The following is a 21,506-nucleotide window of genomic DNA, read 5'->3' as shown; positions in this document are numbered from 1 at the left end:
TGCGATATTCCCTTTAGTTCAACGCGTCGTTCAGCGCCGCATTGAGTGCCGCGAGGCCTTTCTTGAGCCCGCCCTTGAGGTGCACCCGAAGCGCGCGCCGGCCGCGCTCGGTGAGCACGTCGAAATCGCCGCGGGCCTGCGCCGCCTTGATCACCCCGAAGCTCGCCTTCTGGCCTGGCACCGGAAGGTCCTTGGCATCGTCGGCGGTGATCTGGAGGAATACGCCGCTGTCGGGTCCGCCCTTGTAGGCCTGACCGGTCGAGTGCAGGAAGCGCGGGCCGAACTCGGCGCAGGTCGCCACATGCCGCTTCTCGCGCACATCCAGCCGCATCGCCTGGAGCGCGTCGATATTGGCCTTGTCGCGCGCGATGTAGCCGAGCAGGGCGACGTAGTCGCCCTCACCCGAGCGCGACAGATGCGCCTTCAGCCATGAGGTGAGGTCGCCATTGGCGCCCGCCGCACGCAGCGCAGTGGCATTGGCCTCGTCGGTGTAGAGATCGGCCTCGATGGTGCTGACCACGGGCTTCTCGGGCGGGAGCGCGCCGCTCTTCTCGTATGCCGACGTCAGCTCGCGGGTCTTGATCTTGGCGGCTTCCACGTCCGGCTGGTCGAACGGGTTGATGCCGAGGATCGAGCCTGCAACTGCGGTTGCCATCTCGAAGCGGAAGAATTCCTGGCCGAGATGTTCGATCGACTTCATCACGATGCGCACCACGGGATGTCCGGCCGCCTCGATCCCGGCAAGCGCCGAGTCATGGGCGGCATCCGTTTCGCCTTCGGTGCGGATGTCGATGAAGAAGCGGTCGTTGCCGTAAACCGCGGACTCGCCCGGCGGCTCGCCGGCAATCGGGATCAGGCCCTTGCCTTCCTTGCCGGTCGATTCCGCGATCAGCTGTTCGGCCCAGGCGCCGAAATCGGCGATCTTCTTCGACGCCAGGATCGTCACCTTGTCGCGACCTTCCAGACCGGCATGGCCCATGGCGAGACCGAGCTGCACGCCGGGGTTTTCGCTCGGCGGCACGTCCGGTCCGCAGGAGCGGACCATCGCGAGCGCATGCTTGATGAAGGTCTTGACATCGATGCCGGCTGTCGCCGCCGGCACCAGGCCGAACGGCGACAGCACCGAATAGCGTCCGCCGATCGACGGCTCGCCGTGGAAGATGCGGGCGTAGTTCAACTTCTTGGCCGCCTTCTCCAGCGAAGAGCCGGGATCAGTCACGGCGATGAAGCGGAAGCCGGTCCTCGCCTTCGGGCCGAGCGCCTTTGCGACGCGTTCGTGGAAATAGTCCTTCATCGCGTTCGGCTCGGTGGTGCCGCCGGACTTGCTGGAAACGATGAACACGGTGTTGGCGATGTCGATCTTGGCTTCCATCGCCCGCACCTCGGCCGGGTCGGTGGAGTCAAGCACGTGCAGCTTCGGGAAGCCCGGCTTCCTTGCAAAGGTCTCGGCCAGCACCTCCGGTCCGAGGCTCGATCCCCCCATGCCGAGCACGACGGCGTCGGAGAATTTCTGACCCTTCACGCGGTTGGCATAGTCCTCGTAGTCGGCGACGTCGGCTTTCGCAGCGCTGTCGAGCCAGCCGAGCCATTTGTCCTCGTCCGTCCCGGTCCAGACCGATTTATCGCGCTGCCACAGCCTGCGGATCTTGGCCGAGGCGCGCCATTCCTCGGTGCTCTTGGCCACGGCCTTGCCGAGGCCGTCGCCGAGCGAGAGCTGCTGGCGGTCGATCGCCGCCCCGAGCACGGTCGCGCGCTTGTGCGCGACGGCGCCGTAGAGCTTGTCGGCGGCGTCCGCGAACAACTTGACGCCGTCCTTGACCAGCTCCTCGGTGATGGCGTCGAGCGAGATGCCGGAGCGCTCCAGCTCTTCCAGCACGCGGTTAGCCTCGTCGACGTTCTCTTCCAGGCTGTCGCGCAGTTTGCCATGGTCGCGGAAGGCGTCCAGCGTTGCCGGCGGCACGGTATTGATGGTGTTGGGGCCGATCAGCTCCTCGACGTAGAGGACGTCGCTGTAATCCTTGTTCTTGGTACCGGTCGAGGCCCACAACATGCGCTGCGGCTTGGCGCCTTTGGCGGCGAGCTTCTCCCAGCGGGGGCCCGAGAACAGCCGCTTGTAGTCTTGATAGGCGACCTTGGCGTTGGCGATCGCGACCTTGCCCTTCAGCGCGGCGAGCCGCTCCTTCTCGGATGGATCGTTGGCGCGGGCAATCTTCTCGTCGAGCTGCTTGTCGACGACGCTATCGATGCGGCTGACGAAGAAGCTCGCCACGCTCGCGACATGCGAGGGATCGCCGCCACCGGCGACGTATTTTTCGAGACCCGCCAGATAGGCTTCGGCGACCTGGAGGTAGACGGCCCTGGAGAACAGCAGCGTGATGTTGATGCTGATGCCGTCGCCGATCAGCGTCTCGATCGCCGGCAGGCCCTCCGGCGTCGCCGGCACCTTCACCATCAGGTTCTTGCGACCGACGTCCTTCCACAGGCGGCGCGCTTCGGCGACGGTGCCTGACGTGTCCATCGCCAGATAGGGCGAGACCTCGAGGCTGACATAGCCGTCGCCGCCCTTCAGGCGATCATAGACCGGACGAAGCACGTCGGCGGCAGCCTGGATGTCCTCGACTGCCACGGCCTCGAACAGATCGGCCACGGTGCGGTCGCCGCGCTTCAGCGCCTTCCCGATCGGAGCGTCGTATTCGTCCGAGCTGCCGATCGCCTTCTCGAAGATCGATGGATTGGAGGTGACGCCCTTGACGCCGTCGGTATCGATCAGCCGCTTCAGGTCGCCCTTGGCGATGAAGCCACGGGCCAGAAAGTCCAGCCAGACGGCTTGTCCGTGCTTTTCCAGTTCTTTGACGGGATTCATGATGAATATTTATCTCCAAGCCTTCGGGCGAGGGGTTTCCGCCCCGGTCCTGACGCGCTATTCTTTAGCTGACATGCTCCCGGGAGGGAACCAATCAAGGGTACGTGCGTCATACTCTTAGTCTAACTCCGCCGCGATCATGGCGATCCAGGCGGCAGTGATGATTTGCGTAATATAATTTGGCCGGAATGGATTGGCCGAAGCGTGTTGCGTGAGGTGCGTCTATCGCGTCGGAGTGTCATCAGGGGATCATCGATCTCTCTGATCGTCATAGGTTCGGTCGCGAATGGTTGTGCTTGGGGGGAAGCATGCACGCACGTCCTGATGGCGTACCCATTGGGGGCAGCCGGCAATCGGTCGTCCCGTCCGTCTGCACCGATACCTCGCGCGATTTCGAAATCGGTCGATGCGCCACGCGCCTGCGGCTGCTGGTCGCGGCGGGCTTTGCCATGACATTGCTCAGCGCAAGTCTGGTTTTTAAATCAAGTCTTGTTTTCGAATGGTGGGACGACATCGGCAGCTACGACACGACGATGGGCTATCTCGGTGTCGCGCTGTTCGGCCCCATTACCGCCTGGCTGATCTGGAAGCTGCCAGCCGAACGCGGGCCGGTCGTGATCATCACCCCGTACGGCATCCGCGACTTGCGGATCGGCAACGAATTTCTGCCGTGGGACTCCATTGCCGATGTTTCGGCGGACGACTGCCGGGGGCAGAAGGTGATCGTGCTGACGCCGACGCCCGCGTTGCAGCAGCAGCTCGCCGGCATCCGAAGCGTGGCGCGCGGCACGCGGCGCGATCGGATTGTTATCCGTTCGGGGGGGCTGGCGACCGATTTTGATACATTGCTGTGTGCTTGCCGCGATTGTCATGCTGCAAGCACCCAAGCCGCTGCAAGCACCCAAGCCGCTGCAAGCACCCAAGCCACCGCATTGCAGCAGGAAGATGAACGCGGCACGCAAGGCGTCGCCCTGCAAGCGTCATAAGTTTGCCGCTCGCGGATTGTCATGTTGCAGTGCCGGAGGGCCTCGCTCCGGTATTTGCCCGGATGTGGCGAGCCAGTGACAATTTCTGGAAATAAGCCAAGATGGACAGAGATTCGCACAAATTAAGGGCAAGTGCCTGTTCGTAATTCACGGAGTGCCTACCTTGTGCGTTGCGTCGCGTCGGCAGCCGGGTGTCCAATGATGGTCATGTGCTCACGCTGATTCGAAAGACGGCCTGAGGAACGGTCTAGTAACTGCTTTCGTTTCAGCTTGTAGCGGAACTCACGCGGAGAGGGATCATGTACAACGATTCTCTATTCAACGCCTTCGCCCGGTCGTTCGAGGCGCGAAGCCAGCACGACATGTCGATGGCGGAATATCTGGAATCGTGTCGAAGCGATCCCATGAAATACGCGAATGCGGCCGAACGACTACTAGCGGCGATCGGCGAGCCCCAGACGATTGACACGGCCAAGGACCCACGCCTTGGCCGTATCTTTTTGAACCGTACCATCCGCACCTATCCGGCCTTCGCCGGCTTCTACGGCATGGAAGAAACCATCGAGCGCATCGTCGGTTTCTTCCGCCATGCGGCGCAGGGCCTGGAGGAGCGCAAACAGATCCTCTATCTGCTCGGGCCGGTCGGCGGCGGCAAGTCCTCGCTCGCCGAACGGCTGAAGTCGCTGATGGAAGTGCATCCGATCTACGTGCTCAAGGCCGGCGACGAGCTCTCGCCGGTGTTCGAGAGCCCGCTCAGCCTGTTCGATCCCGATCAGCTCGGGCCGATGCTGGAAGAAAAATACGGCATTCCGCGCCGGCGTCTCACCGGGTTGATGAGCCCGTGGTGCTACAAGCGGCTGGAAGCCTTCGGGGGCGATATTTCCCAGTTCCGGGTCGCAAAGATCCAGCCGTCGCGGCTGCGCCAGATCGCGATCGCCAAGACCGAACCGGGTGACGAGAACAACCAGGACATCTCCTCGCTGGTCGGCAAGGTCGATATCCGCAAGCTCGAAACTTACGCCCAGAACGATCCCGACGCCTACAGCTATTCCGGCGGCCTCAACCGCGCCAATCAGGGCGTGCTCGAGTTCGTCGAAATGTTCAAGGCGCCGATCAAGATGCTGCATCCGTTGCTGACCGCGACGCAGGAAGGCAACTACATCGGCACCGAGAATATCGGCGCGATCCCGTTCACCGGCGTCATCCTCGCGCACTCCAACGAAGCGGAATGGGCGAGCTTCAAGTCGAACAAGAACAATGAAGCCTTCATCGACCGCATCTGCGTCATCAAGGTGCCGTACTGCCTGCGGGTCACCGAAGAGCAGAAGATCTACGAGAAGCTGATCCAGGGCTCCGAGCTCGCGGCCGCGCCGTGCGCGCCCTCGACGCTGGAGACGCTGGCGCGGTTCTCGGTGATGTCGCGGCTGCGCAAGCACGAGAATTCGACGCTGTTCGCCAAGATGCGGGTCTACGACGGCGAGAGCCTGAAGGAGTCCGATCCGAAGGCGCGCAGCGTCCAGGAATATCGCGATGCCGCCGGCGTCGACGAGGGCATGGACGGCGTCTCGACGCGCTTTGCCTTCAAGATCCTGGCCGCGACCTTCAACCACGATCCGCAGGAGGTCGCCGCCGACGCCGTGCATCTGATGTACGCGCTGGAGCAGTCGATCCGCAGGGAGCAACTGCCCGAGGAAACCGAGAAGCGTTATCTCGAATTCATCAAGGCCGAGCTCGCGCCGCGCTATGCCGAGTTCATCGGCAACGAGATCCAGAAGGCCTATCTCGAATCCTACTCGGATTACGGCCAGAACCTGTTCGACCGTTACGTCGACTACGCCGATGCGTGGATCGAGGATCAGGACTTCAAGGATCCCGATACGGGCCAGCTGCTGGATCGCGAGCTTTTGAACCAGGAGCTGACCAAGATCGAGAAGCCGGCGGGCATCGCCAACCCCAAGGACTTCCGCAACGAGGTCGTCAAATTCTCGTTACGGTCCCGAGCCCAGAACGGCGGCAAGAATCCGACCTGGACCTCCTACGAGAAGATTCGCGATGTGATCGAAAAGCGGATATTCTCCCAGGTCGAGGACCTGCTTCCGGTCATCTCGTTCGGATCGAAGAAGGACGGTGAGACGGAGAAGAAGCACGGCGAGTTCGTCGCACGCATGGTGGAGCGCGGCTACACCGAGCGCCAGGTTCGCCGGCTCGTCGAATGGTACATGCGCGTGAAGCAGGCCGGTTGAGGCGGATGGTAAAGTGCCCATTCACATTATTGACAGGCGCCTGAATCCAGGCGGCAAGAGTCTTGAGAACCGTCAGCGGTTCTTGCGTCGGGCCAAGTCCCTGGTGCAGGGCGCCGTCAAGAAGACCTCGCAGGAACGCGACATCAAGGACGTCCTGGAGGGTGGTGAGGTCACGATTCCGCTGGACGGCATGCACGAGCCGCGCTTCCGCCGTGAAGGCGGAACGCGCGACATGGTGCTGCCCGGCAACAAGAAGTTCATCGAGGGCGACTATCTGCAACGCCAAGGCCAGGGCAGCGCCAAGGATTCCGGCCCCGGCGAAGGCGACAGCGAGGACGCCTTCCGCTTCGTGCTCTCCCGCGACGAATTCGTCGATCTCTTCCTCGATGATCTCGAGCTGCCCGATTTGGCCAAGCGCAAGATTGCGCAGACCGAGAGCGAAGGCATCCAGCGCGCCGGCTACACCACTTCAGGTTCGCCCGCCAACATCTCGGTCAGCCGGACCGTGAAGCTGGCGCTGGCCCGCCGCATCGCGCTCAAGCGTCCCCGCAAGGATGAAGTCGAGGAGCTGGAAGCCGAGATCGCGGCCTGCACCGACGAGGACGAGCGCGCCGAGCTCATCGCCCGGCTCGAAAAGCTGAAGGCCAAGACCAAACGCATTCCGTTCATCGATCCGCTCGACATCCGCTATCGCCGCTACGAGAAGGTGCCGCGGCCGGTGGCGCAGGCCGTGATGTTCTGTCTGATGGACGTCTCCGGCTCGATGTCCGAGCACATGAAGGATCTCGCCAAGCGCTTCTACATGCTGCTCTACGTCTTCCTGAAGCGGCGCTACAAGCATGTCGAGATCGTCTTCATCCGCCATACCGACCGCGCCGAGGAGGTGGACGAGCAGACCTTCTTCTACGGTCCGGCCTCCGGCGGCACGCTGGTTTCCAGCGCGCTGCAGGCGATGCACGAGATCGTGCGCGAGCGCTTCAATCCCTCGGACTGGAATATCTACGCCGCGCAAGCCTCCGATGGCGACAATTCCTATTCCGACGGCGAACTCACCGGCCTGCTGCTGACCGAAAAGATCCTGCCGGTCTGCCAATTCTTCGCCTATCTCGAGGTCGGGGAATCAGGCGGCAGCGCCTTCGATCTCTCCGATTCCTCGCTCTGGACCCTCTACGAGCGCCTGCGCAACAGCGGTGCACCGCTCTCGATGCGCAAGGTCTCCGAGCGCAGCGAGATCTTTCCGGTGTTCCACGATCTGTTCCAGCGCCGCGAAACTGCCCAGGAGAAAGCCGCTCCATGACGGAACGCTTGTTCGAAGGCGCCGATTGGGATTTCCAGACCTTGCAGCGCATCACCGACGCCTGCGAGGAAGTGGCATTGAAGGATCTCGGGCTCGACGTCTACCCGAACCAGATCGAGGTCATCACCGCCGAGCAGATGCTGGACGCCTATTCGTCGGTCGGCATGCCGCTGTTCTACAAGCACTGGTCGTTCGGCAAGCACTTCGCGTTTCACGAGGCCTCCTATCGCAAGGGCCTGATGGGCCTTGCCTATGAGATCGTGATCAACTCCTCGCCCTGCATCTCCTACCTCATGGAGGAGAACACGGCGACGATGCAGACGCTGGTGATCGCGCACGCCGCGTTCGGCCACAATCACTTCTTCAAGAACAATTATCTGTTCAAGCAGTGGACCGATGCCGAAGGCATTCTCGATTATCTCGATTTCGCCAAGAACTACGTCATGCAGTGCGAGGAGCGCTACGGCCGCATCGAGGTCGAGCGCACGCTGGACGCGGCACATGCGCTGATGTCGCACGGCATCGACCGCTATCCCGGCAAGAAGAAGCTCGACCTGCGCGCGGAAGAGAAGCGGGCAGGGCGCCGCCGCCAGCACGAGGAGGAAGTCTTCAACGACCTCTGGCGCACCGTTCCGACAGGCAAGAGCAAGAGCCGCTCGGCGCTGTCGGTCGAGCGCCGGCGCAAGCTGCTCGGCCTGCCGCAGGAGAACCTGCTCTATTTCCTCGAGAAGAGCGCGCCGCGGCTGGCGCCCTGGCAGCGCGAGCTGCTGCGCATCGTTCGCCACATCGCGCAATATTTCTATCCGCAGAGCCAGACCAAGGTGATGAACGAGGGGACGGCGACCTACGTCCACTATCGCATCATGACCAGGCTGCACCAGCAGGGCCGCATTACCGACGGCAACTTCCTCGAATTCCTGGGCTCGCACACCAATGTGGTGTTCCAGCCCGAATTCGACGATCAGCGCTTCTCGGGCTTCAATCCCTATGCGCTCGGCTTCGCGGTGATGCAGGACATCGAGCGCATCGTCACCAATCCGGAAGACGAGGACCGCGAGTGGTTCCCCGACATCGCCGGCAAGGGCGACGTGATGGGCGTGCTGCGCGACGTCTGGGCAAATTACCGCGACGAGAGCTTCATCGGCCAGTTCCTGAGTCCGAAGTTGATGCGGCACTTCCGCATGTTCCACCTCCACGACGATCCCGAGGAGCGCGCCGGCATCCGGGTCGATGCCATCCACGACGAGCGCGGCTTCCGCCGCGTCCGGCGCGAGCTGGCGCGGCAGCACGACGTCGGCTTCATCGACGCCAACATCGAAGTGGTCGACGTCGATCTCTCCGGCGACCGCCGGCTGATCCTGCACCACCACGTCATCAAGGGCTCGCAGCTCAACGAGACCGATGCCAAGCGCGTGCTCCAGCATCTCGCCGATCTCTGGACCTATGACGTCGCCCTGATCGAGGTCGACGCCAACGACAAGGTGCTGCGCGAATACGTCGTCAGCCCGCGCCCGATCCCGGCGGCGGTGGCGTAAGGATAGCGCTCAGGAGGAGGTGTGCTCCCTCCCCCGCAAGCGGGAGAGGTTGCACCGAGTCCGCGGCTGCTTATGCGATGAAAATCAATTCATGCTATCTTAGGCGGAGCGCTTCTTCGCCGGCTTCTTCTTCGTCGCATTCAGCTCCACCGCCGCACGGATCAGCGCCTTCAACGCTTTCTCGTTGATTTTCTCGCCTTCGCGAATATCGATCGCGCGCCGCACATTGCCGTCGAGGCTGGAGTTGAACAGCCCGGCCGCATCGTCCAGCGCCGCGCCCTTGGCAAAGGTCAGCTTCACCACTTCCTTGTAGGTTTCGCCGGTGCAGATGATGCCGTCGTGCTCCCAGACGGGAACGCCGCGCCACTTCCATTCCTCGACCACTTCAGGATCGGCCTCCTTGATCAGCGCGCGGACGCGCTTCAGCGTCTCGCCGCGCCAGTCGCCGAGTTCCTTGATCCTGCCGTCGATCAGTTTCGAGGGCGACGGCCCGTCCATTTCTTTCTTTTTTGCGGCCACGGCTTTCTTCACGACCGCGCCTCGCTGCGACGGTTGAGATAGGGCAGCGCGAACAGATAGAGCCCGGTCGCGAGCAGCGGAAGCAGCGGCACGAAGGCCATCAGGCCGATCCAGGTGGCGTGTATCTGCATCGTCAGCGCCACGATGTTGGCGATGACGGCAAGCGTGAAGGCAATCGACAACCAGCGATGGATCTGCCTGATCCACATGTTCGAGCTCATCTCAATCTCCTCTGGAACTATTCAGGATGGACGGGCTCGGCCGGGCTATTCCGTCCGCGCCAGCAGCTCGTCCAGCTTGGTGAAAAACTGCTTCCAGCCGGCATGCGCGCCGCCATAAGCCTGCTTCTGACTGGGCCGGAAGCCCGCCTGTTCGACGCGCAGATGCGTGCCCGATCCTCGCGGGGTGAGCGTGAAGGTTACGACGCTCTTGAGGTCGTAGGCCGCGTCCTCATGCGTGAAATTCCAGGTGTAGGCGAGGGTACGCTGCGGCTCGATGGCGAGCACCTCGCAATCCAGCACGCCGCCCCACTCGCCGCGCAGATTGAAGCGGTGACCCACGTCAGGCTTGAAGTCGTTCTTCATCAGCCATTCCTCGATCAGATGCGGCTGGGTCAGCGCGCGCCACAGCCGCTCCGGCGGATAGGCGAACTCGCGCTCGATGACTACGGAACGTGTTTCTGTCGCAGCCTCAGTCATTGGTCCATCCTCTTCAGGAGATCGTCGAGCGCATCGAGCCGGTTCTGCCAGAAGCCCGCCATCTGGCCGGTCCAGTCGATCAGTGGATTGAGCGCACCGGGCTGCGCGCTGTAATGGGTCTGGCGTCCTTCGTGGCGGTCGCGCACGAGGCCCGCCTGCTTGAGCGCGCCGAGATGTTTTGACACCGCCGGCTGGGAAACGCCTGATCGGGCCGTCAGTGCCCCGACCGTCTGCTCGCCCTCGCGGCACAGCCGTTCGAAGATCGCCCGCCGGGTGGGGTCGGCGAGCGTCCGAAACAGAAGATCGTGCGCGGCGGACATGCGAAATCCATAACTCGGAAGTTATGGATTGACTCATAACTGCAGGGTTATGGGTGTGTCAAGTGCGGCAGGGGAAGCGGTGATGGCTCGCGCCGACCTCTCTCCCGTCATTGCGAGCGACGAAGCAATCCAGACTGTCTGCGCGGACGGACTGGATTGCTTCGCTTCGCTCGCAATGACGGAAGGGGCAACGGCGCCCTACGGCCGCAAGTACAGATATCCCTGCGACTGCAGCTCGGCCAAACGCACGACGCCGCCTTTTTCCGCGCTGACGAACCCCGGCAGCAGATCCTTCAGCGTGATGTTTTGCGCCTTCATGGTGTTGCCGCAGGCGGCGAGCTCGACGCCGTCCTTGGAGAAGTCGCTGATCCGCCTGCCGACGTCGGGATTGGCCTGCGCCGCGTGAAACGCCTTCAGCGCCGGCCCGTGGATCACGAGCGCGAGCGTGACATGGTCGGGGCCGCCGACGCCGTCGATGTGGTTCTGGATGTTGCCGAGCACGAAATTGACCTTGTCGGCGTCAGCAAGGTGATAGACGACCTTCAGCTTGCTCGACGGTGCGGCCTCGGTCGCGGCTTTGGCGCGCGAGGCGGCAAAGGCCGCGCCCAGCGCCGAGACGGTGCTCCACAAGATGTTCCGGCGGTTCATGATGATCTCCCTAGCGCATGATCCGGACCCGACGGGCCGCGTTCGCGCAAAGTGTGAAGCGGTTTTCCGAAAAGATCATGCGCAAACAACAACGGCAGCCGGAGACATATCACTTGTGGCGGAGCGCGGCGAGTTCCTTGCGGTCGGTCACGAGCGCGGCGCATTCGCTGTTGTCGACTCGGTCGAGGCGGAAAATCCCGTCGTCGCTGCCTGCGACCAGTGATCGCTCGGCTTCATCGTCAGGCTTGTTGTGTAGCCAGACCCTGATGCTGTCGAGCCGCACGATGGCCGATTTGTCGTCCTTCGACAGCGCGATCCCGACGCCGCCGCCCTCGCAATCGACGCCGCAGCCGAGCCGGACCTCGCTGCCCTGCTTGGTGAGCACGGTGTGGTGGCAGGAGCCGCTGGAATCGAAATCGCCGCTGCGGTGGCGATAGCGAAAGCCGAGCCGGAAGGAGTTGTGCAACTGCTCGTCCGCTTCAAAGGTCTCCGCCGAGACCAGCAGCTTCATCGACGCGACCTTCTGCTTGGGATGCCGCGCCAGATGGTCGGCGTCGTAGCGGCGGACGAAGCAGGCATAGGCGGTCTTGCCGGGCGCGCCCGCATAGAGGCGGGCGTTGAAAGTCTCGGTTTCGGACGTGGTGGCCTCGCGAAAGTCGTCGGCCTCCTCAGCCCGGGCGACGCCGATGAAGGCTGCGAGGGCAAGCGGAAGGATGAGGGCAAGCTTCATGATCGCACCGGGATCGTCAGGTCTTGGTGGCCCGCATCGCGCGCGATGGGGCCAATTGTCGGTTAGTCGCAAGCCCGGCGCCGTGCGTTCAACTGCGAATGCCTCGCACTCCCGCGGGCAGCCTCGCGCAAGGTTCCAGGCTTAACCCCTGACATGGAGGGGCGCGGATAGAGCCCAGGTTGTTGCAAATGGCTGGAGGCGGTTGAAATGTCCGAAAGTCCGACCTTGCCCAATCTCGCGATCGGCTATTCCCGAGCCCGGCTGCTGACGTTGTTCGGCGGCAGCCTGCTGTTGACGCTGCTTTGCACCGTCCTCGCCTTCAGCTGGCAGGAGGGCAATGACGTCACCAAGGTCCTGGTGGCCATCTGTTATGTCGGCGCGGTGTTTTTCGGCCTCGCCACCTGCAGGATGCTCTGGCGGCTGGCCACTGCCAGGCAGCCGGTGCTCTTCATCAGCCGTGTCGGCATTCGCGACACCAGGCTCGCCGGCGAGACCATCGCCTGGAGCGCCGTACGCAAGATTTTCTCATGGGAGCAGCGCGGGCAGAAATTCGTGGTGCTCAAGGTCGATCCCCTGATCGCCCAGCGATTCTCGAGGAGTATTGCGATGCAGGCCCTGACGCTGTTGAACAAGGCGCTTGGCACTGACAGCGTGATCGTGAATGCCGGCGGCCTGACCGTGGACATGGAAACGTTGCTCGAGACCTGCCAGCAATATTGGGGCGCCGGACGACCTGCCCAGGCGGACGAGGCCGCGGCGGAGGCTGAGGCCCAACCCGAGCCTGTCGGCTGAATCTGGAGGCGGTGCGAGCTCGGCGCTCAGCGCCGTAGGGTGGGCAAAGCGAAGCGTGCCCACCCATGTCTATCAACTGTGCGGAGAGATGGTGGGTACGGCGCGCTGCGCCTTTGCCACCCCACGGCTTCATCGAAGCCGCCAATCATCGCAAACTGGCGTTGATCTTGTCCAGCACCGCCGAGCCCGGGCAGAGCGTGTCCGCTTCCAGCGTGTTGAGCGGCGTCTCGACCGTGTTGAGATGGGCGTGCAGATCTTCAGCGTCCGGATCGACATAGAGCAGACCCGTGACGATCTGGCCCTTGGCCGCGTGCTTGGCGAGGAAGGTCTGGGCCCCCAGCCGGTCGTGCGGATCGTAGTCGGCGTCGATCTTGCGCAGCGCGATCTTGCTGCCGTCGTGCTGCTCGACCACGTGCACCGTACCAGGCGCGTAGTCCACCGCAATGGGATCGCGGCCGACCAGCACGTCGAGCCGGTTCACGGCATCGTTGTGCTCGCGGACATAATCGAAGCTCTTGGTCGAGCCGGCGTGGTTGTTGAAGGCGATGCAGGGGCTGATGACGTCGATGAAGGACGCGCCCTTGTGGCGGATCGCGGCCGCGATCAGCGGCACCAGCTGCGTCTTGTCGCCGGAAAAGGAGCGCGCGACGAAGGTGGCGCCAAGCTGAAGCGCAATCGCGACGAGGTCGATGGCGTTGTCGGTGTTGGTCACGCCCTTCTTGCTCTTCGAGCCGCGGTCGGCCGTCGCCGAGAACTGGCCCTTGGTCAGGCCGTAGACGCCGTTGTTCTCGACGATATAGGTCATGTTGACGCCGCGTCGGATCGAATGCGCGAACTGGCCGAAGCCGATCGAGGCGGAATCGCCGTCGCCGGAGACACCGAGATAGATCAGGTCGCGGTTGGCGAGATTGGCCCCGGTGAGCACTGAGGGCATGCGGCCGTGTACGGAGTTGAAGCCGTGCGAATTGCCGAGGAAATAGTCCGGCGTCTTCGACGAGCAGCCGATGCCGGAGATCTTCGCCACGCGATGCGGCTCGATCGACAGCTCGTAGCAGGCCTCGATGATCGAGGCTGTGATCGAATCATGACCGCAGCCGGCGCACAACGTCGAGATTTTTCCCTCGTAGTCGCGATGCGTATAGCCAAGCTCGTTCTTCTTCAGGCCCGGATGATGGAATTTCGGTTTGGCGATGTAGGTCATGACACGGCCTTGCGGAGTGGGGTCACCTTGAGGTGATCCTGGTGGTCGCCGATGGCTTTTGCGATGAAGCGGGCGGTGATCGGCGTGCCGTCGTAATGCACGATCGGCACGAGGCGGACGGGATCGATGCCGTTCTCGTTGACGATGAGCTGGCGCAGCTGGCTGTCGCGGTTCTGCTCGACCACGTAGACGAAATCGTGCTCGGCGAGGAAGCTCGCGACGCTGGAGTGGAACGGGAAGGCACGGATGCGCAGGCGATCGAGCTGATGCCCGCGCGCCTCCAGGAGCCCGATGGCCTCGTCCATCGCCGGCGAGGTCGAGCCGAAATAGATCACGCCATATTTGGTCGGCCGTTCCGCATTGGCCTGCAGCGGGCGCGGCACGAGGTCCTGCGCGGTCTCGAACTTGCGGACCAGACGCTGCATGTTGTCGGCATAAACCGAGCCTTCCTCGGAGTAACGCGCATAACGGTCGCGCGAGGTGCCGCGGGTGAAATAGGAGCCCTTGGTCGGATGCGTGCCGGGATAGGTGCGATAGGGGATGCCGTCGCCATCGACGTCGAGATAGCGGCCGAAGTCGCGCCCCTCTTCCAGCATCTCCGCGGTCATCACCTTGCCGCGGTCGTATTGCCGCGAATCGTCCCATTTCAGGGGGCGGCAGAGCCGGTGGTTCATGCCGATGTCGAGATCGAGCATCAGGAAGATCGTGGTCTGCAGCCGCTCGGCGAGATCGAAGGCGGCCGCAGCGAACTCGAACGCCTCGGCCGGATCTTCCGGAAACAGCAGCACATGCTTGGTGTCGCCATGCGAAGCATAGGCGCAAGCGATGATGTCGCATTGCTGGGTGCGGGTCGGCATGCCCGTGGACGGGCCGGCGCGCTGGATGTTCATGATCACGGCCGGAATCTCGGCAAAGTAGGAGAGGCCGATGAACTCGGTCATCAGGGAGATGCCGGGGCCCGACGTCGCGGTAAAGGCGCGCGCACCGTTCCAGGAGGCTCCGATGACGATGCCGATGGAGGCGAGTTCGTCCTCGCCCTGGACAATGGCGTACTTTGCCTTGCCGGTCTCCGGATCGTGCCGGTACTTCTTGCAATGCGCGGTGAAGGCTTCCGCCACCGACGAGGACGGCGTGATGGGATACCAGGCGCAGACGGTGGCGCCGCCATAGACCGCGCCGAGCGCGGCGGCGCTGTTGCCCTCGATGAAGATGCGATCGCCGACCTTGTCGGACTTCTTCACCCTGAGCCCGATCGGGCACTTCAGGTTCTGCAGCGCCCAGTCGCGCCCCAGATGCAGCGCGTGGACGTTGGAGGAGAGCAGCTTCTCCTTGCCCCTGTACTGCTCGCCGATCAGCTGCTCGATCACCTTCGGGTCCATCTCGAGCAGCGCACTGAGCGCGCCGAGATAGATGATGTTCTTGAACAGCTGGCGCTGCCGCGGATCGGTATAGGTCGAATTGGTGATCGCGGTTAGGGGCACGCCGATCACGGTGATGTCGTCGCGGAATTTGGTCGACGGCATCGGCTTGGTCGAATCGTAGAACAGGTAGCCGCCCGGCTCGATGCCGGCGACGTCCTTGTCCCAGGTCTGCGGGTTCATCGCCACCATCATGTCGATGCCACCGCGGGCGCCGAGATGACCGGCTTCGGTGACCCGCACCTCGTACCAGGTCGGCAGGCCCTGGATGTTGGAGGGGAAGATGTTGCGCGGAGAGACCGGCACGCCGTGGCGGAGGATCGCGCGCGCGAACATCTCGTTGGCGCTGGCCGAGCCCGAGCCGTTGACGTTGGCGAAGCGAACGACGAAGTCGTTTACGCTGCTGATCGGCTTTTTGTCGGGCATGTCGAACCTGCGTGGGTCATCTCGATGAAGTATTTCTGCATGTCCCAGGCGCCGGTGGGACAACGCTCGGCGCACAGCCCGCAATGCAGGCAGACGTCCTCGTCCTTGACCATGACGCGGCCGGTCTTGAGATCGGAGGAGACGTAGAGATCCTGGTCCGGATGCGCCGAAGGCGCCTTCAGGCGATGGCGCAGATCGTCTTCCTCGCCATTGGCGGTGAAGGTGATGCAATCCATCGGACAGATGTCGGCGCAGGCATCGCACTCGATGCAGAGCGACGTCGAGAACACGGTCTGGACGTCGCAGTTCAGGCAGCGATGCGCTTCGCCGAGCGCCAGCTTGACGTCGTAGCCGAGCTCGACCTCGGTGCGGATGTCCTTCAGCGCGACGACCTTGTCGCGATGCGGCACCTTGAAGCGCTTGTCGATGGAGATGTCGTTGTCATAGCTCCATTCGTGGATGCCCATCTTCTGCGAGGAGACATGCACCTCCGGCAGCGGCCGTTCGGTGATGTCCTCGCCCGAGAGCATCTTGTGGATCGACAGCGCCGCGTCGTGCCCCTGCGCCACCGCCCAGATGATGTTCTTCGGGCCGAACGCGGCGTCACCGCCGAAGAACACTTTCGGGTTGGTCGAGACGAAGGTCTTCGGATCGACCTTGGGCATGTGCCATTTGTCGAACTCGATGCCGCAGTCCTGCTCGATCCAGGGGAAGGCGTTCTCCTGGCCGACCGCGACCAGCACGTCGTCGCATTCGAAGGTCTGATCCGGCTCGCCTGACGGCACGAGGTTGCGACGGCCCTTGGCGTCGTATTCGGCCTTCACCTTCTGGAAGGTGATGCCGGTGAGCTTGCCGTTGTCGTGGATGAAGGCGGTGGGGACGAGGAAGTTGAGGATCGGGATGTCCTCGTGGATCGCGTCCTCCTTTTCCCAGGGCGAGGCCTTCATCTCCTCGAAGCCGGAGCGCACGATCACCTTGACGTCCTCGCCGCCGAGGCGGCGCGCGGTGCGGCAGCAATCCATCGCGGTGTTGCCGCCGCCGAGCACGATGACGCGCTTGCCGATCTTGTCGGTGTGCCCGAACGACACGGAGGAGAGCCAGTCGATGCCGATATGGATGTTGCTAGCTGCTTCTTTCCGGCCGGGAATGTCGAGCTCGCGGCCACGGGGCGCGCCGGAGCCGACGAAGATCGCGTCGTATTTCTCCGCGAGGAGCGCCTTCATGCTCTCGATGCGATGCCCGCCCTTGAACTCGACACCGAGACCCAGGATATAGCCGGTCTCTTCGTCGATGACGGAATTGGGCAGGCGAAATTTCGGGATCTGCGTCCGCATCATGCCGCCGGCTTCGGGATCGCCGTCGAACACCGTGCAGTGATAGCCGAGCGGCGCCAGATCGCGCGCCACGGTCAGCGACGCCGGGCCGCCGCCAACGAATGCGACGCGCTTGCCGTTCTTCGGCGTGGGCTTCGGCAGGCGCTGCTTGATGTCGTCCTTGAAGTCGGCGGCGACGCGCTTGAGGCGGCAGATCGCGACCGGCGTCTCCTCGACGCGTCCGCGGCGACAGGCCGGCTCGCACGGACGATCGCAAGTGCGTCCCAGGATTCCGGGAAACACGTTCGATTTCCAATTGATCATGTAGGCGTCGCTGTAGCGGCCTTGTGCGATCAGTCGGATGTATTCGGGAACGGGGGTGTGCGCAGGACAGGCCCATTGGCAATCGACCACTTTGTGAAAGTAGTCGGGGGCCGCGATATCGGTCGGTTTCATTCCTACCCTGTCCGCGCAGGCCCAAAGACCCGGCGGCCTCTTCTTGAGCTTGGCGAACGCTTAATGCGTCTCGATGTGGTTTCTGAATGACGTCATTGGGTTAGCTTATTAGAACCGGTCCGAAGTACAACGGCAATTTTGGGTGATCACCGGCTTTCATGGGAGCCAAGCGCGCACAGCATTAACGGCTATGTGCGTTCATGCGGCGGTGCAGCATCATGCGATACTCCATCCCCGCCACTGCGAGGAGCCCGTGCGACGAAGCAATCCAGAGTGTTGCCGCGGTCGCAGTCTGGATTGCTTCGCTGCGCTCGCAATGACGGCGGCAGTCAGTCGCTCGCAATATCGCTCTTCGCCAGGTCCCACATCAGGCAATACGTGCCGACCGAGACAGGCGGCGGGAAGGGCGCTGCTGCGGGGCCGGTGAAGCGTTCTGCGATCGCGGTCGAGACGGCGCTGACCTGGGTGCCGTCGATCAGCACGTACCAGTCGCGTGCGCCCGCGTTGCGCACGGCCGGAATTTCAGGCGTTGCGCCCGACAATTCCGGCTCGCCCTCGAGCAAGTGCATGGAGACGATGCCTTCGAGCTTTTCGGGCGCCAGCTTTTCATGCAACGCGTCGCGCCATGCGCCGGCGTTGTCGGCTGTTGGGCGCAGCCGCACGAGCCCGAGCGCGGCGCCGCGGCCGGTGCCCTTGCTGATGGTGATGCGCGCGACGACGCGCAGCATGTCCTTGAAACGCGCCATGGTCTGCCGCGACCAGTCGGTCGGATTGGCAAGCCGCGCCCGGTAGGCGGGACTGTCGAGCACAGCGAGCGTCTCGGTCGAATACAGGCAGAGATATTTAGGATTGGCGGCGTGCGCGATATAGCGCCGCGCTTCGAGAAAGCCCTCGATCGCAACGCGCTCTTCCAGGTGCTCGCGATCGTACCAGCGGTTGAAATCCGCTTCATCGGCGGCGTCGACGTTCATCGACGTCAGCAGCATGCCTTTCCCGGCGAGGGGCATTTCCTTGTGACCTCTTATCGCCCGATCTTCGACGCGAGATCGGCGATCGACTTCATCACCGCATCCCGTACGCCGGCATCATAGAGCGAATGGCCGGCTTCTTCCACGATCCTGACCTCGGAACCCGGCCACACTTTCGCGAGCGCGTGGGATGTCTCAGGCGGGCACAACAGATCGTAGCGGCCTTGCACGATAATGCCGGGAATGCCTTCGAGCCTGACCGCATTCCGCAACAACTGATCCGCGCCCAGGAAGGAATTGTTGGCGAAATAGTGCGCCTCCATGAACGGCGTCGCCGGCAGCGTGCGCCAGACGTCGAGGGAGGGGAGGTCGAGGCGCGTCTTGGCCGCCTTGTGCTCCGACAGGGCGCGCTCCGTGTCGTGCCAGGCGCGCGAGGCGGGGCCGTGGACGGCGGGATCGGCATCGAGGATGCGGCGATAATAGGATTCGACGGGCCGCGCGCGCTCCTCCGGCGGCAGCACGGTGAGAAAGTCCTCTGAGAGCGCCGGGTAGAATTGCGCGAGGCGCGAGGTGAAGGCGGTCTCGACCTCGGCTTGCGTGCCGAGAAAGGTCGCGCGTAGCGCGATGCCGGAGACGTGCGCGGGATGGGCCTCTGCATAGGCCAGCGCCAGCGTCGCGCCCCAGGAGCCGCCGACCACCATCCAGCGTGAGATGCCGTACTTCTCGCGGATCTTTTCCATGTCCGCGATCAGATGCGCCGTGGTGTTGTGCTCGCGCGATCCCTTGGGACGGCTGCGGCCGCAACCACGCTGGTCGAACAGCACCGCGTGCATCCGCTCGGGATCGAACAGCCGGCGATGATCGGGCTGGCAGCCGCTGCCGGGCCCGCCATGCAGGTAGATGGCAGGGATTCCGCCTTCGCGGCCGACGCTCTCGACGTAGAGCTCGTGACCGTCGCCGACGTCGAGCATGTCCGAGGTCAGCGGCGCAAAGGGATCGGCGCGCCTCGCCGCTGTGCCTGCGTCGGCGTCAGGACCCATTCTCGGATTCCAGGGTGCCGCCGGCGAAATTGCGGTAGAGGAAGCGGTTGGTCTCGCCCTCGGCCTCGGCTTCCGCCTGCTTGAAGATGGTCTCGTGCAGCGGCGACAGCGCGCAGGCGGGATCGGTGTTGGCGGCATCGCCCGTCAGCGCGAAGGCCTGGCAGCGGCAGCCGCCGAAATCGATCTCGCGGAATTCGCAGGATTTACACGGCTCCTTCATCCAGCCGGTGCCGCGATAGCGGTTGAAGGCCTCGGAGTTCTGCCAGATCCAGGCGATCGAATGGTTCGAGCGCACCGACTCAAAGTCGAGCCCGGTGATGCTCTCGGCGGCGTGGCAGGGCAGCACCTTGCCGGCGGGCGAGATGTTGAAGAACTGCCGGCCCCAGCCGCCCATGCATTTCTTCGGCCGCAGCGCGTAATAGTCAGGCACGACATAGTCGATCGTAAGCCGGCCCTTCAGCCGCTCGCGCGCTTCCTCGACGATGGCCGTGCACTCGTCGAGTTGCGCCACGGTCGGCATCAGCGCGGCGCGGTTCTTCAGCGCCCAGCCGTAATATTGCACATTGGCGACTTCGAGCCGGTCGGCGTCGAGATCGACCGACATCTGGATGATCTCGGGAAGCTGGTGCAGGTTCTGCCGGTGCATCACCGCGTTCACCGTGAGCGGCAGATCGAGCTCGCGCGTCCATTTCGCGACCTCGAGCTTCTTGCGGTGGCCGCCCTTGTAGCCGGCGACGCGGTCGGCGAGGCCTTCCTCGATGCCCTGGAACGAGATCTGCACGTGGCAGAGCCCGGCGTCGGCGAGCTCGCTCAGCTTCTCGCGCGTCAGCAGCACGGCCGAGGTGATGAGGTTGGTGTAGAGCCCGACGTCGCTGGCGTGCTTGACCAGCTCGACGAGGTCTTTCCGCGCGGTCGGCTCGCCGCCGGAGAAATGCACCTGGAGCACGCCGATCTCGGCGAGCTCGCTCAGCACCTTCTTCCATTCGTCCGTGGTCAGTTCCTTGCCCGAGCGGTCGAGCTCGACCGGGTTGGAGCAATAGGGGCATTGCAGCGGGCAGCGATGGGTGATCTCGAGCAGTACGGCGAGCGGAATGCCGAACGTCTCCGCCGTCGAGCGGCTCTTCTCCAGCACTGCGAGGCCGTCGCTGGGCGGGGGCGGGTTGCCGAGCACGTCGGTCATGACGTCTTCTCCCGCGCTTCGGTGAGAAAGCCCTTGTCGGCGAGATCCTGCAGCATGGCGATGACGTCGGTGAGGATCGCCTCGCGGGGCGCTGCGTATTTCGCAGCCAGCTGATCGGAGACGTCGCCGACGCTGCGCTTGCCGTCGCAGAGCTGCAGGACCTCGACCGCGATCTCGTCGGGCGCGAGCACGCGCTCCGGCGCCAGGATCACCCAGACCTTGCGCGTCTCGTCATATTTCAGCTTGGCGTGCCGCGGCAGCACCGGGCGGCTTGCCTCGCTGACGCTGATGTTCCGCGGCCCGGCCATTGCGCTATCCCTTAACCCGCTTTGGGCACGAACGCGCCCGGCGGAATGTTGCCCTCGACATAGGCGTAATACAGCGCATCCAGCTGCACCCACAAGACGTTAGTCTTGAAGATCAGCGCGTTGCAGACCGCGGCGCGCTCCTCCGGATTGCGCGCATGCGTCCTGACATAGTCGAGCGCGAAATTGGCATCGCGCGGCGCCTGGGTCAGGCGGCGCTTGAAGTAGCTCATGGTGTCGGGGTTGACGAAGTCGTAATGCTGCAACATGCCGGCAATACGCTCTTCGTGGATGCTCGGCGCGAACAGCTCGGTGAGCGAGGAGGCGATCGCCTCCAGCGGGCTCTTCTCGCGGCAGTAGTGGACGTAGGCCTCGACCGCGAAGCGCGTCGCCGGCAGGATGCCTTCGGTCGATTCCACATAGGCCGTGTCGAGCCCGAGGCCTTCGGTCAGCTTGATCCAGCGCTCGATGCCGCCTTCGGAGCCGACATCGCCGTCATGGTCCTCGATGCGGTGGCGCCATTCCAGGCGTGTGGCGCGGTCGCGGAAGCGCGAGATCACCACCGCGT

Annotated in this window: 20 protein-coding genes; 5 read left to right on the top strand and 15 right to left on the bottom strand. The window is 63.6% G+C overall.

The genetic code is table 11. The features are described from left to right. Nucleotides 1-13: 13 nt before the first annotated feature. A complete protein-coding gene (locus tag IF809_RS08360) occupies nt 14-2,863 on the bottom strand; it encodes a bifunctional transaldolase/phosoglucose isomerase (protein ID WP_462837335.1) in 2,850 nt (949 codons plus the stop codon). Nucleotides 2,864-3,171: 308 nt separating this feature from the next. On the opposite strand from IF809_RS08360, the gene IF809_RS08355 reads away from it, so the two are divergent. The 4 genes from IF809_RS08355 (at nt 3,172) to IF809_RS08340 (ending at nt 8,924) form a co-directional block, all read left to right on the top strand. After that, on the top strand, nt 3,172-3,849 hold the full coding sequence (locus IF809_RS08355; protein WP_462837334.1) for an STM3941 family protein: 678 nt from the start codon (nt 3,172-3,174) through the stop codon (nt 3,847-3,849). A 299-nt stretch (nt 3,850-4,148) separates the two neighbouring features. Then, nucleotides 4,149-6,092, top strand: coding sequence for a PrkA family serine protein kinase (locus IF809_RS08350; protein ID WP_128964562.1), 1,944 nt, complete (start codon nt 4,149-4,151; stop codon nt 6,090-6,092). 19 nt (nt 6,093-6,111) lie between these two features. After that, nucleotides 6,112-7,389, top strand: coding sequence for a YeaH/YhbH family protein (locus tag IF809_RS08345; RefSeq protein ID WP_188637359.1), 1,278 nt, complete (start codon nt 6,112-6,114; stop codon nt 7,387-7,389). Continuing rightward, a complete protein-coding gene (locus IF809_RS08340) occupies nt 7,386-8,924 on the top strand; it encodes a SpoVR family protein (protein ID WP_128964564.1) in 1,539 nt (512 codons plus the stop codon). The genes IF809_RS08345 and IF809_RS08340 overlap by 4 nt, the downstream gene beginning before the upstream one ends. Nucleotides 8,925-9,023: 99 nt before the next feature. Here the strand turns inward: IF809_RS08340 and IF809_RS08335 are convergent, their stop codons facing one another. The 6 genes from IF809_RS08335 to IF809_RS08310 all read right to left on the bottom strand — a co-directional run bounded on the left by IF809_RS08335 (nt 9,024) and on the right by IF809_RS08310 (nt 11,839). Then, nucleotides 9,024-9,455, bottom strand: a complete 432-nt coding sequence (locus IF809_RS08335) for a DUF1801 domain-containing protein (protein WP_462837333.1) — start codon at nt 9,453-9,455, stop codon at nt 9,024-9,026. Beyond that, nucleotides 9,452-9,664, bottom strand: a complete 213-nt coding sequence (locus IF809_RS08330) for a hypothetical protein (protein ID WP_462837332.1) — start codon at nt 9,662-9,664, stop codon at nt 9,452-9,454. The genes IF809_RS08335 and IF809_RS08330 overlap by 4 nt, the downstream gene beginning before the upstream one ends. 45 nt (nt 9,665-9,709) lie before the next feature. After that, the gene (locus IF809_RS08325) at nt 9,710-10,141 is read right to left on the bottom strand and encodes an SRPBCC family protein (RefSeq protein ID WP_128964566.1); all 432 of its coding nucleotides are present in this window, start codon (nt 10,139-10,141) and stop codon (nt 9,710-9,712) included. Then, nucleotides 10,138-10,461 carry an ArsR/SmtB family transcription factor gene (locus tag IF809_RS08320; RefSeq protein ID WP_128964567.1) on the bottom strand — a complete coding sequence of 108 codons (324 nt, stop codon included), beginning with the start codon at nt 10,459-10,461 and terminating at the stop codon, nt 10,138-10,140. The genes IF809_RS08325 and IF809_RS08320 overlap by 4 nt, the downstream gene beginning before the upstream one ends. 198 nt (nt 10,462-10,659) lie before the next feature. Continuing rightward, on the bottom strand, nt 10,660-11,109 hold the full coding sequence (locus IF809_RS08315; protein WP_462837331.1) for a DsrE family protein: 450 nt from the start codon (nt 11,107-11,109) through the stop codon (nt 10,660-10,662). 109 nt (nt 11,110-11,218) lie between these two features. After that, nucleotides 11,219-11,839: a hypothetical protein gene (locus tag IF809_RS08310; RefSeq protein ID WP_462837330.1), complete on the bottom strand. Its 621-nt coding sequence runs from the start codon at nt 11,837-11,839 to the stop codon at nt 11,219-11,221. 207 nt (nt 11,840-12,046) lie between these two features. Between IF809_RS08310 and IF809_RS08305 the strand changes: the two genes are divergently transcribed. After that, nucleotides 12,047-12,631: an STM3941 family protein gene (locus IF809_RS08305; RefSeq protein WP_128964570.1), complete on the top strand. Its 585-nt coding sequence runs from the start codon at nt 12,047-12,049 to the stop codon at nt 12,629-12,631. Nucleotides 12,632-12,776: 145 nt separating this feature from the next. Here IF809_RS08305 and IF809_RS08300 read toward each other — a convergent pair whose 3' ends face one another. From IF809_RS08300 to pqqC, 8 genes are all read right to left on the bottom strand, one after another. Further along, a complete protein-coding gene (locus IF809_RS08300; RefSeq protein ID WP_462837329.1) occupies nt 12,777-13,832 on the bottom strand; it encodes a 2-oxoacid:ferredoxin oxidoreductase subunit beta in 1,056 nt (351 codons plus the stop codon). Then, nucleotides 13,829-15,676 (bottom strand): 2-oxoacid:acceptor oxidoreductase subunit alpha, encoded by a 1,848-nt coding sequence (locus tag IF809_RS08295; RefSeq protein WP_164938490.1) that lies wholly within the window; start codon nt 15,674-15,676, stop codon nt 13,829-13,831. Before IF809_RS08295 ends, IF809_RS08300 begins: the two co-directional genes overlap by 4 nt. Next, nucleotides 15,646-17,445: an FAD-dependent oxidoreductase gene (locus IF809_RS08290; RefSeq protein WP_462837328.1), complete on the bottom strand. Its 1,800-nt coding sequence runs from the start codon at nt 17,443-17,445 to the stop codon at nt 15,646-15,648. The genes IF809_RS08295 and IF809_RS08290 overlap by 31 nt, the downstream gene beginning before the upstream one ends. A gap of 329 nt (nt 17,446-17,774) precedes the next feature. Beyond that, nucleotides 17,775-18,452 carry a hypothetical protein gene (locus IF809_RS08285; protein ID WP_462837327.1) on the bottom strand — a complete coding sequence of 226 codons (678 nt, stop codon included), beginning with the start codon at nt 18,450-18,452 and terminating at the stop codon, nt 17,775-17,777. A gap of 14 nt (nt 18,453-18,466) precedes the next feature. After that, nucleotides 18,467-19,453 carry a prolyl aminopeptidase gene (gene pip, locus IF809_RS08280; RefSeq protein ID WP_462837326.1) on the bottom strand — a complete coding sequence of 329 codons (987 nt, stop codon included), beginning with the start codon at nt 19,451-19,453 and terminating at the stop codon, nt 18,467-18,469. Then, nucleotides 19,443-20,633, bottom strand: a complete 1,191-nt coding sequence (gene pqqE, locus IF809_RS08275; protein WP_462837325.1) for a pyrroloquinoline quinone biosynthesis protein PqqE — start codon at nt 20,631-20,633, stop codon at nt 19,443-19,445. The genes pip and pqqE overlap by 11 nt, the downstream gene beginning before the upstream one ends. After that, nucleotides 20,630-20,941 carry a pyrroloquinoline quinone biosynthesis peptide chaperone PqqD gene (gene pqqD, locus IF809_RS08270; protein ID WP_462837324.1) on the bottom strand — a complete coding sequence of 104 codons (312 nt, stop codon included), beginning with the start codon at nt 20,939-20,941 and terminating at the stop codon, nt 20,630-20,632. Before pqqD ends, pqqE begins: the two co-directional genes overlap by 4 nt. Before the next feature lie 11 nt (nt 20,942-20,952). After that, the coding region (gene pqqC, locus IF809_RS08265) for a pyrroloquinoline-quinone synthase PqqC (RefSeq protein WP_462837323.1) at nt 20,953-21,506 on the bottom strand (554 nt) is incomplete at its 5' end.

Source organism: Bradyrhizobium sp. UFLA06-24 (assembly GCF_054967145.1).
This window is presented reverse-complemented; position numbering and strand designations above follow the sequence as displayed.

Excerpts from the sequence above, each read along its gene's own strand:
- IF809_RS08325 (WP_128964566.1), bottom strand. The coding sequence starts at position 10,141 with ATGACTGAGGCTGCGACAGAAACACGTTCCGTAGTCATCGAGCGCGAG.
- IF809_RS08360 (WP_462837335.1), bottom strand. The coding sequence starts at position 2,863 with ATGAATCCCGTCAAAGAACTGGAAAAGCACGGACAAGCCGTCTGGCTG.
- IF809_RS08330 (WP_462837332.1), bottom strand. The coding sequence starts at position 9,664 with ATGAGCTCGAACATGTGGATCAGGCAGATCCATCGCTGGTTGTCGATT.
- IF809_RS08320 (WP_128964567.1), bottom strand. The coding sequence starts at position 10,461 with ATGTCCGCCGCGCACGATCTTCTGTTTCGGACGCTCGCCGACCCCACC.
- IF809_RS08310 (WP_462837330.1), bottom strand. The coding sequence starts at position 11,839 with ATGAAGCTTGCCCTCATCCTTCCGCTTGCCCTCGCAGCCTTCATCGGC.
- IF809_RS08315 (WP_462837331.1), bottom strand. The coding sequence starts at position 11,109 with ATGAACCGCCGGAACATCTTGTGGAGCACCGTCTCGGCGCTGGGCGCG.
- IF809_RS08300 (WP_462837329.1), bottom strand. The coding sequence starts at position 13,832 with ATGACCTACATCGCCAAACCGAAATTCCATCATCCGGGCCTGAAGAAG.
- pqqD (WP_462837324.1), bottom strand. The coding sequence starts at position 20,941 with ATGGCCGGGCCGCGGAACATCAGCGTCAGCGAGGCAAGCCGCCCGGTG.
- pip (WP_462837326.1), bottom strand. The coding sequence starts at position 19,453 with ATGGGTCCTGACGCCGACGCAGGCACAGCGGCGAGGCGCGCCGATCCC.
- pqqE (WP_462837325.1), bottom strand. The coding sequence starts at position 20,633 with ATGACCGACGTGCTCGGCAACCCGCCCCCGCCCAGCGACGGCCTCGCA.
- IF809_RS08350 (WP_128964562.1), top strand. The coding sequence starts at position 4,149 with ATGTACAACGATTCTCTATTCAACGCCTTCGCCCGGTCGTTCGAGGCG.
- IF809_RS08290 (WP_462837328.1), bottom strand. The coding sequence starts at position 17,445 with ATGAAACCGACCGATATCGCGGCCCCCGACTACTTTCACAAAGTGGTC.
- IF809_RS08295 (WP_164938490.1), bottom strand. The coding sequence starts at position 15,676 with ATGCCCGACAAAAAGCCGATCAGCAGCGTAAACGACTTCGTCGTTCGC.
- IF809_RS08305 (WP_128964570.1), top strand. The coding sequence starts at position 12,047 with ATGTCCGAAAGTCCGACCTTGCCCAATCTCGCGATCGGCTATTCCCGA.
- IF809_RS08355 (WP_462837334.1), top strand. The coding sequence starts at position 3,172 with ATGCACGCACGTCCTGATGGCGTACCCATTGGGGGCAGCCGGCAATCG.
- IF809_RS08340 (WP_128964564.1), top strand. The coding sequence starts at position 7,386 with ATGACGGAACGCTTGTTCGAAGGCGCCGATTGGGATTTCCAGACCTTG.
- IF809_RS08285 (WP_462837327.1), bottom strand. The coding sequence starts at position 18,452 with ATGCCCCTCGCCGGGAAAGGCATGCTGCTGACGTCGATGAACGTCGAC.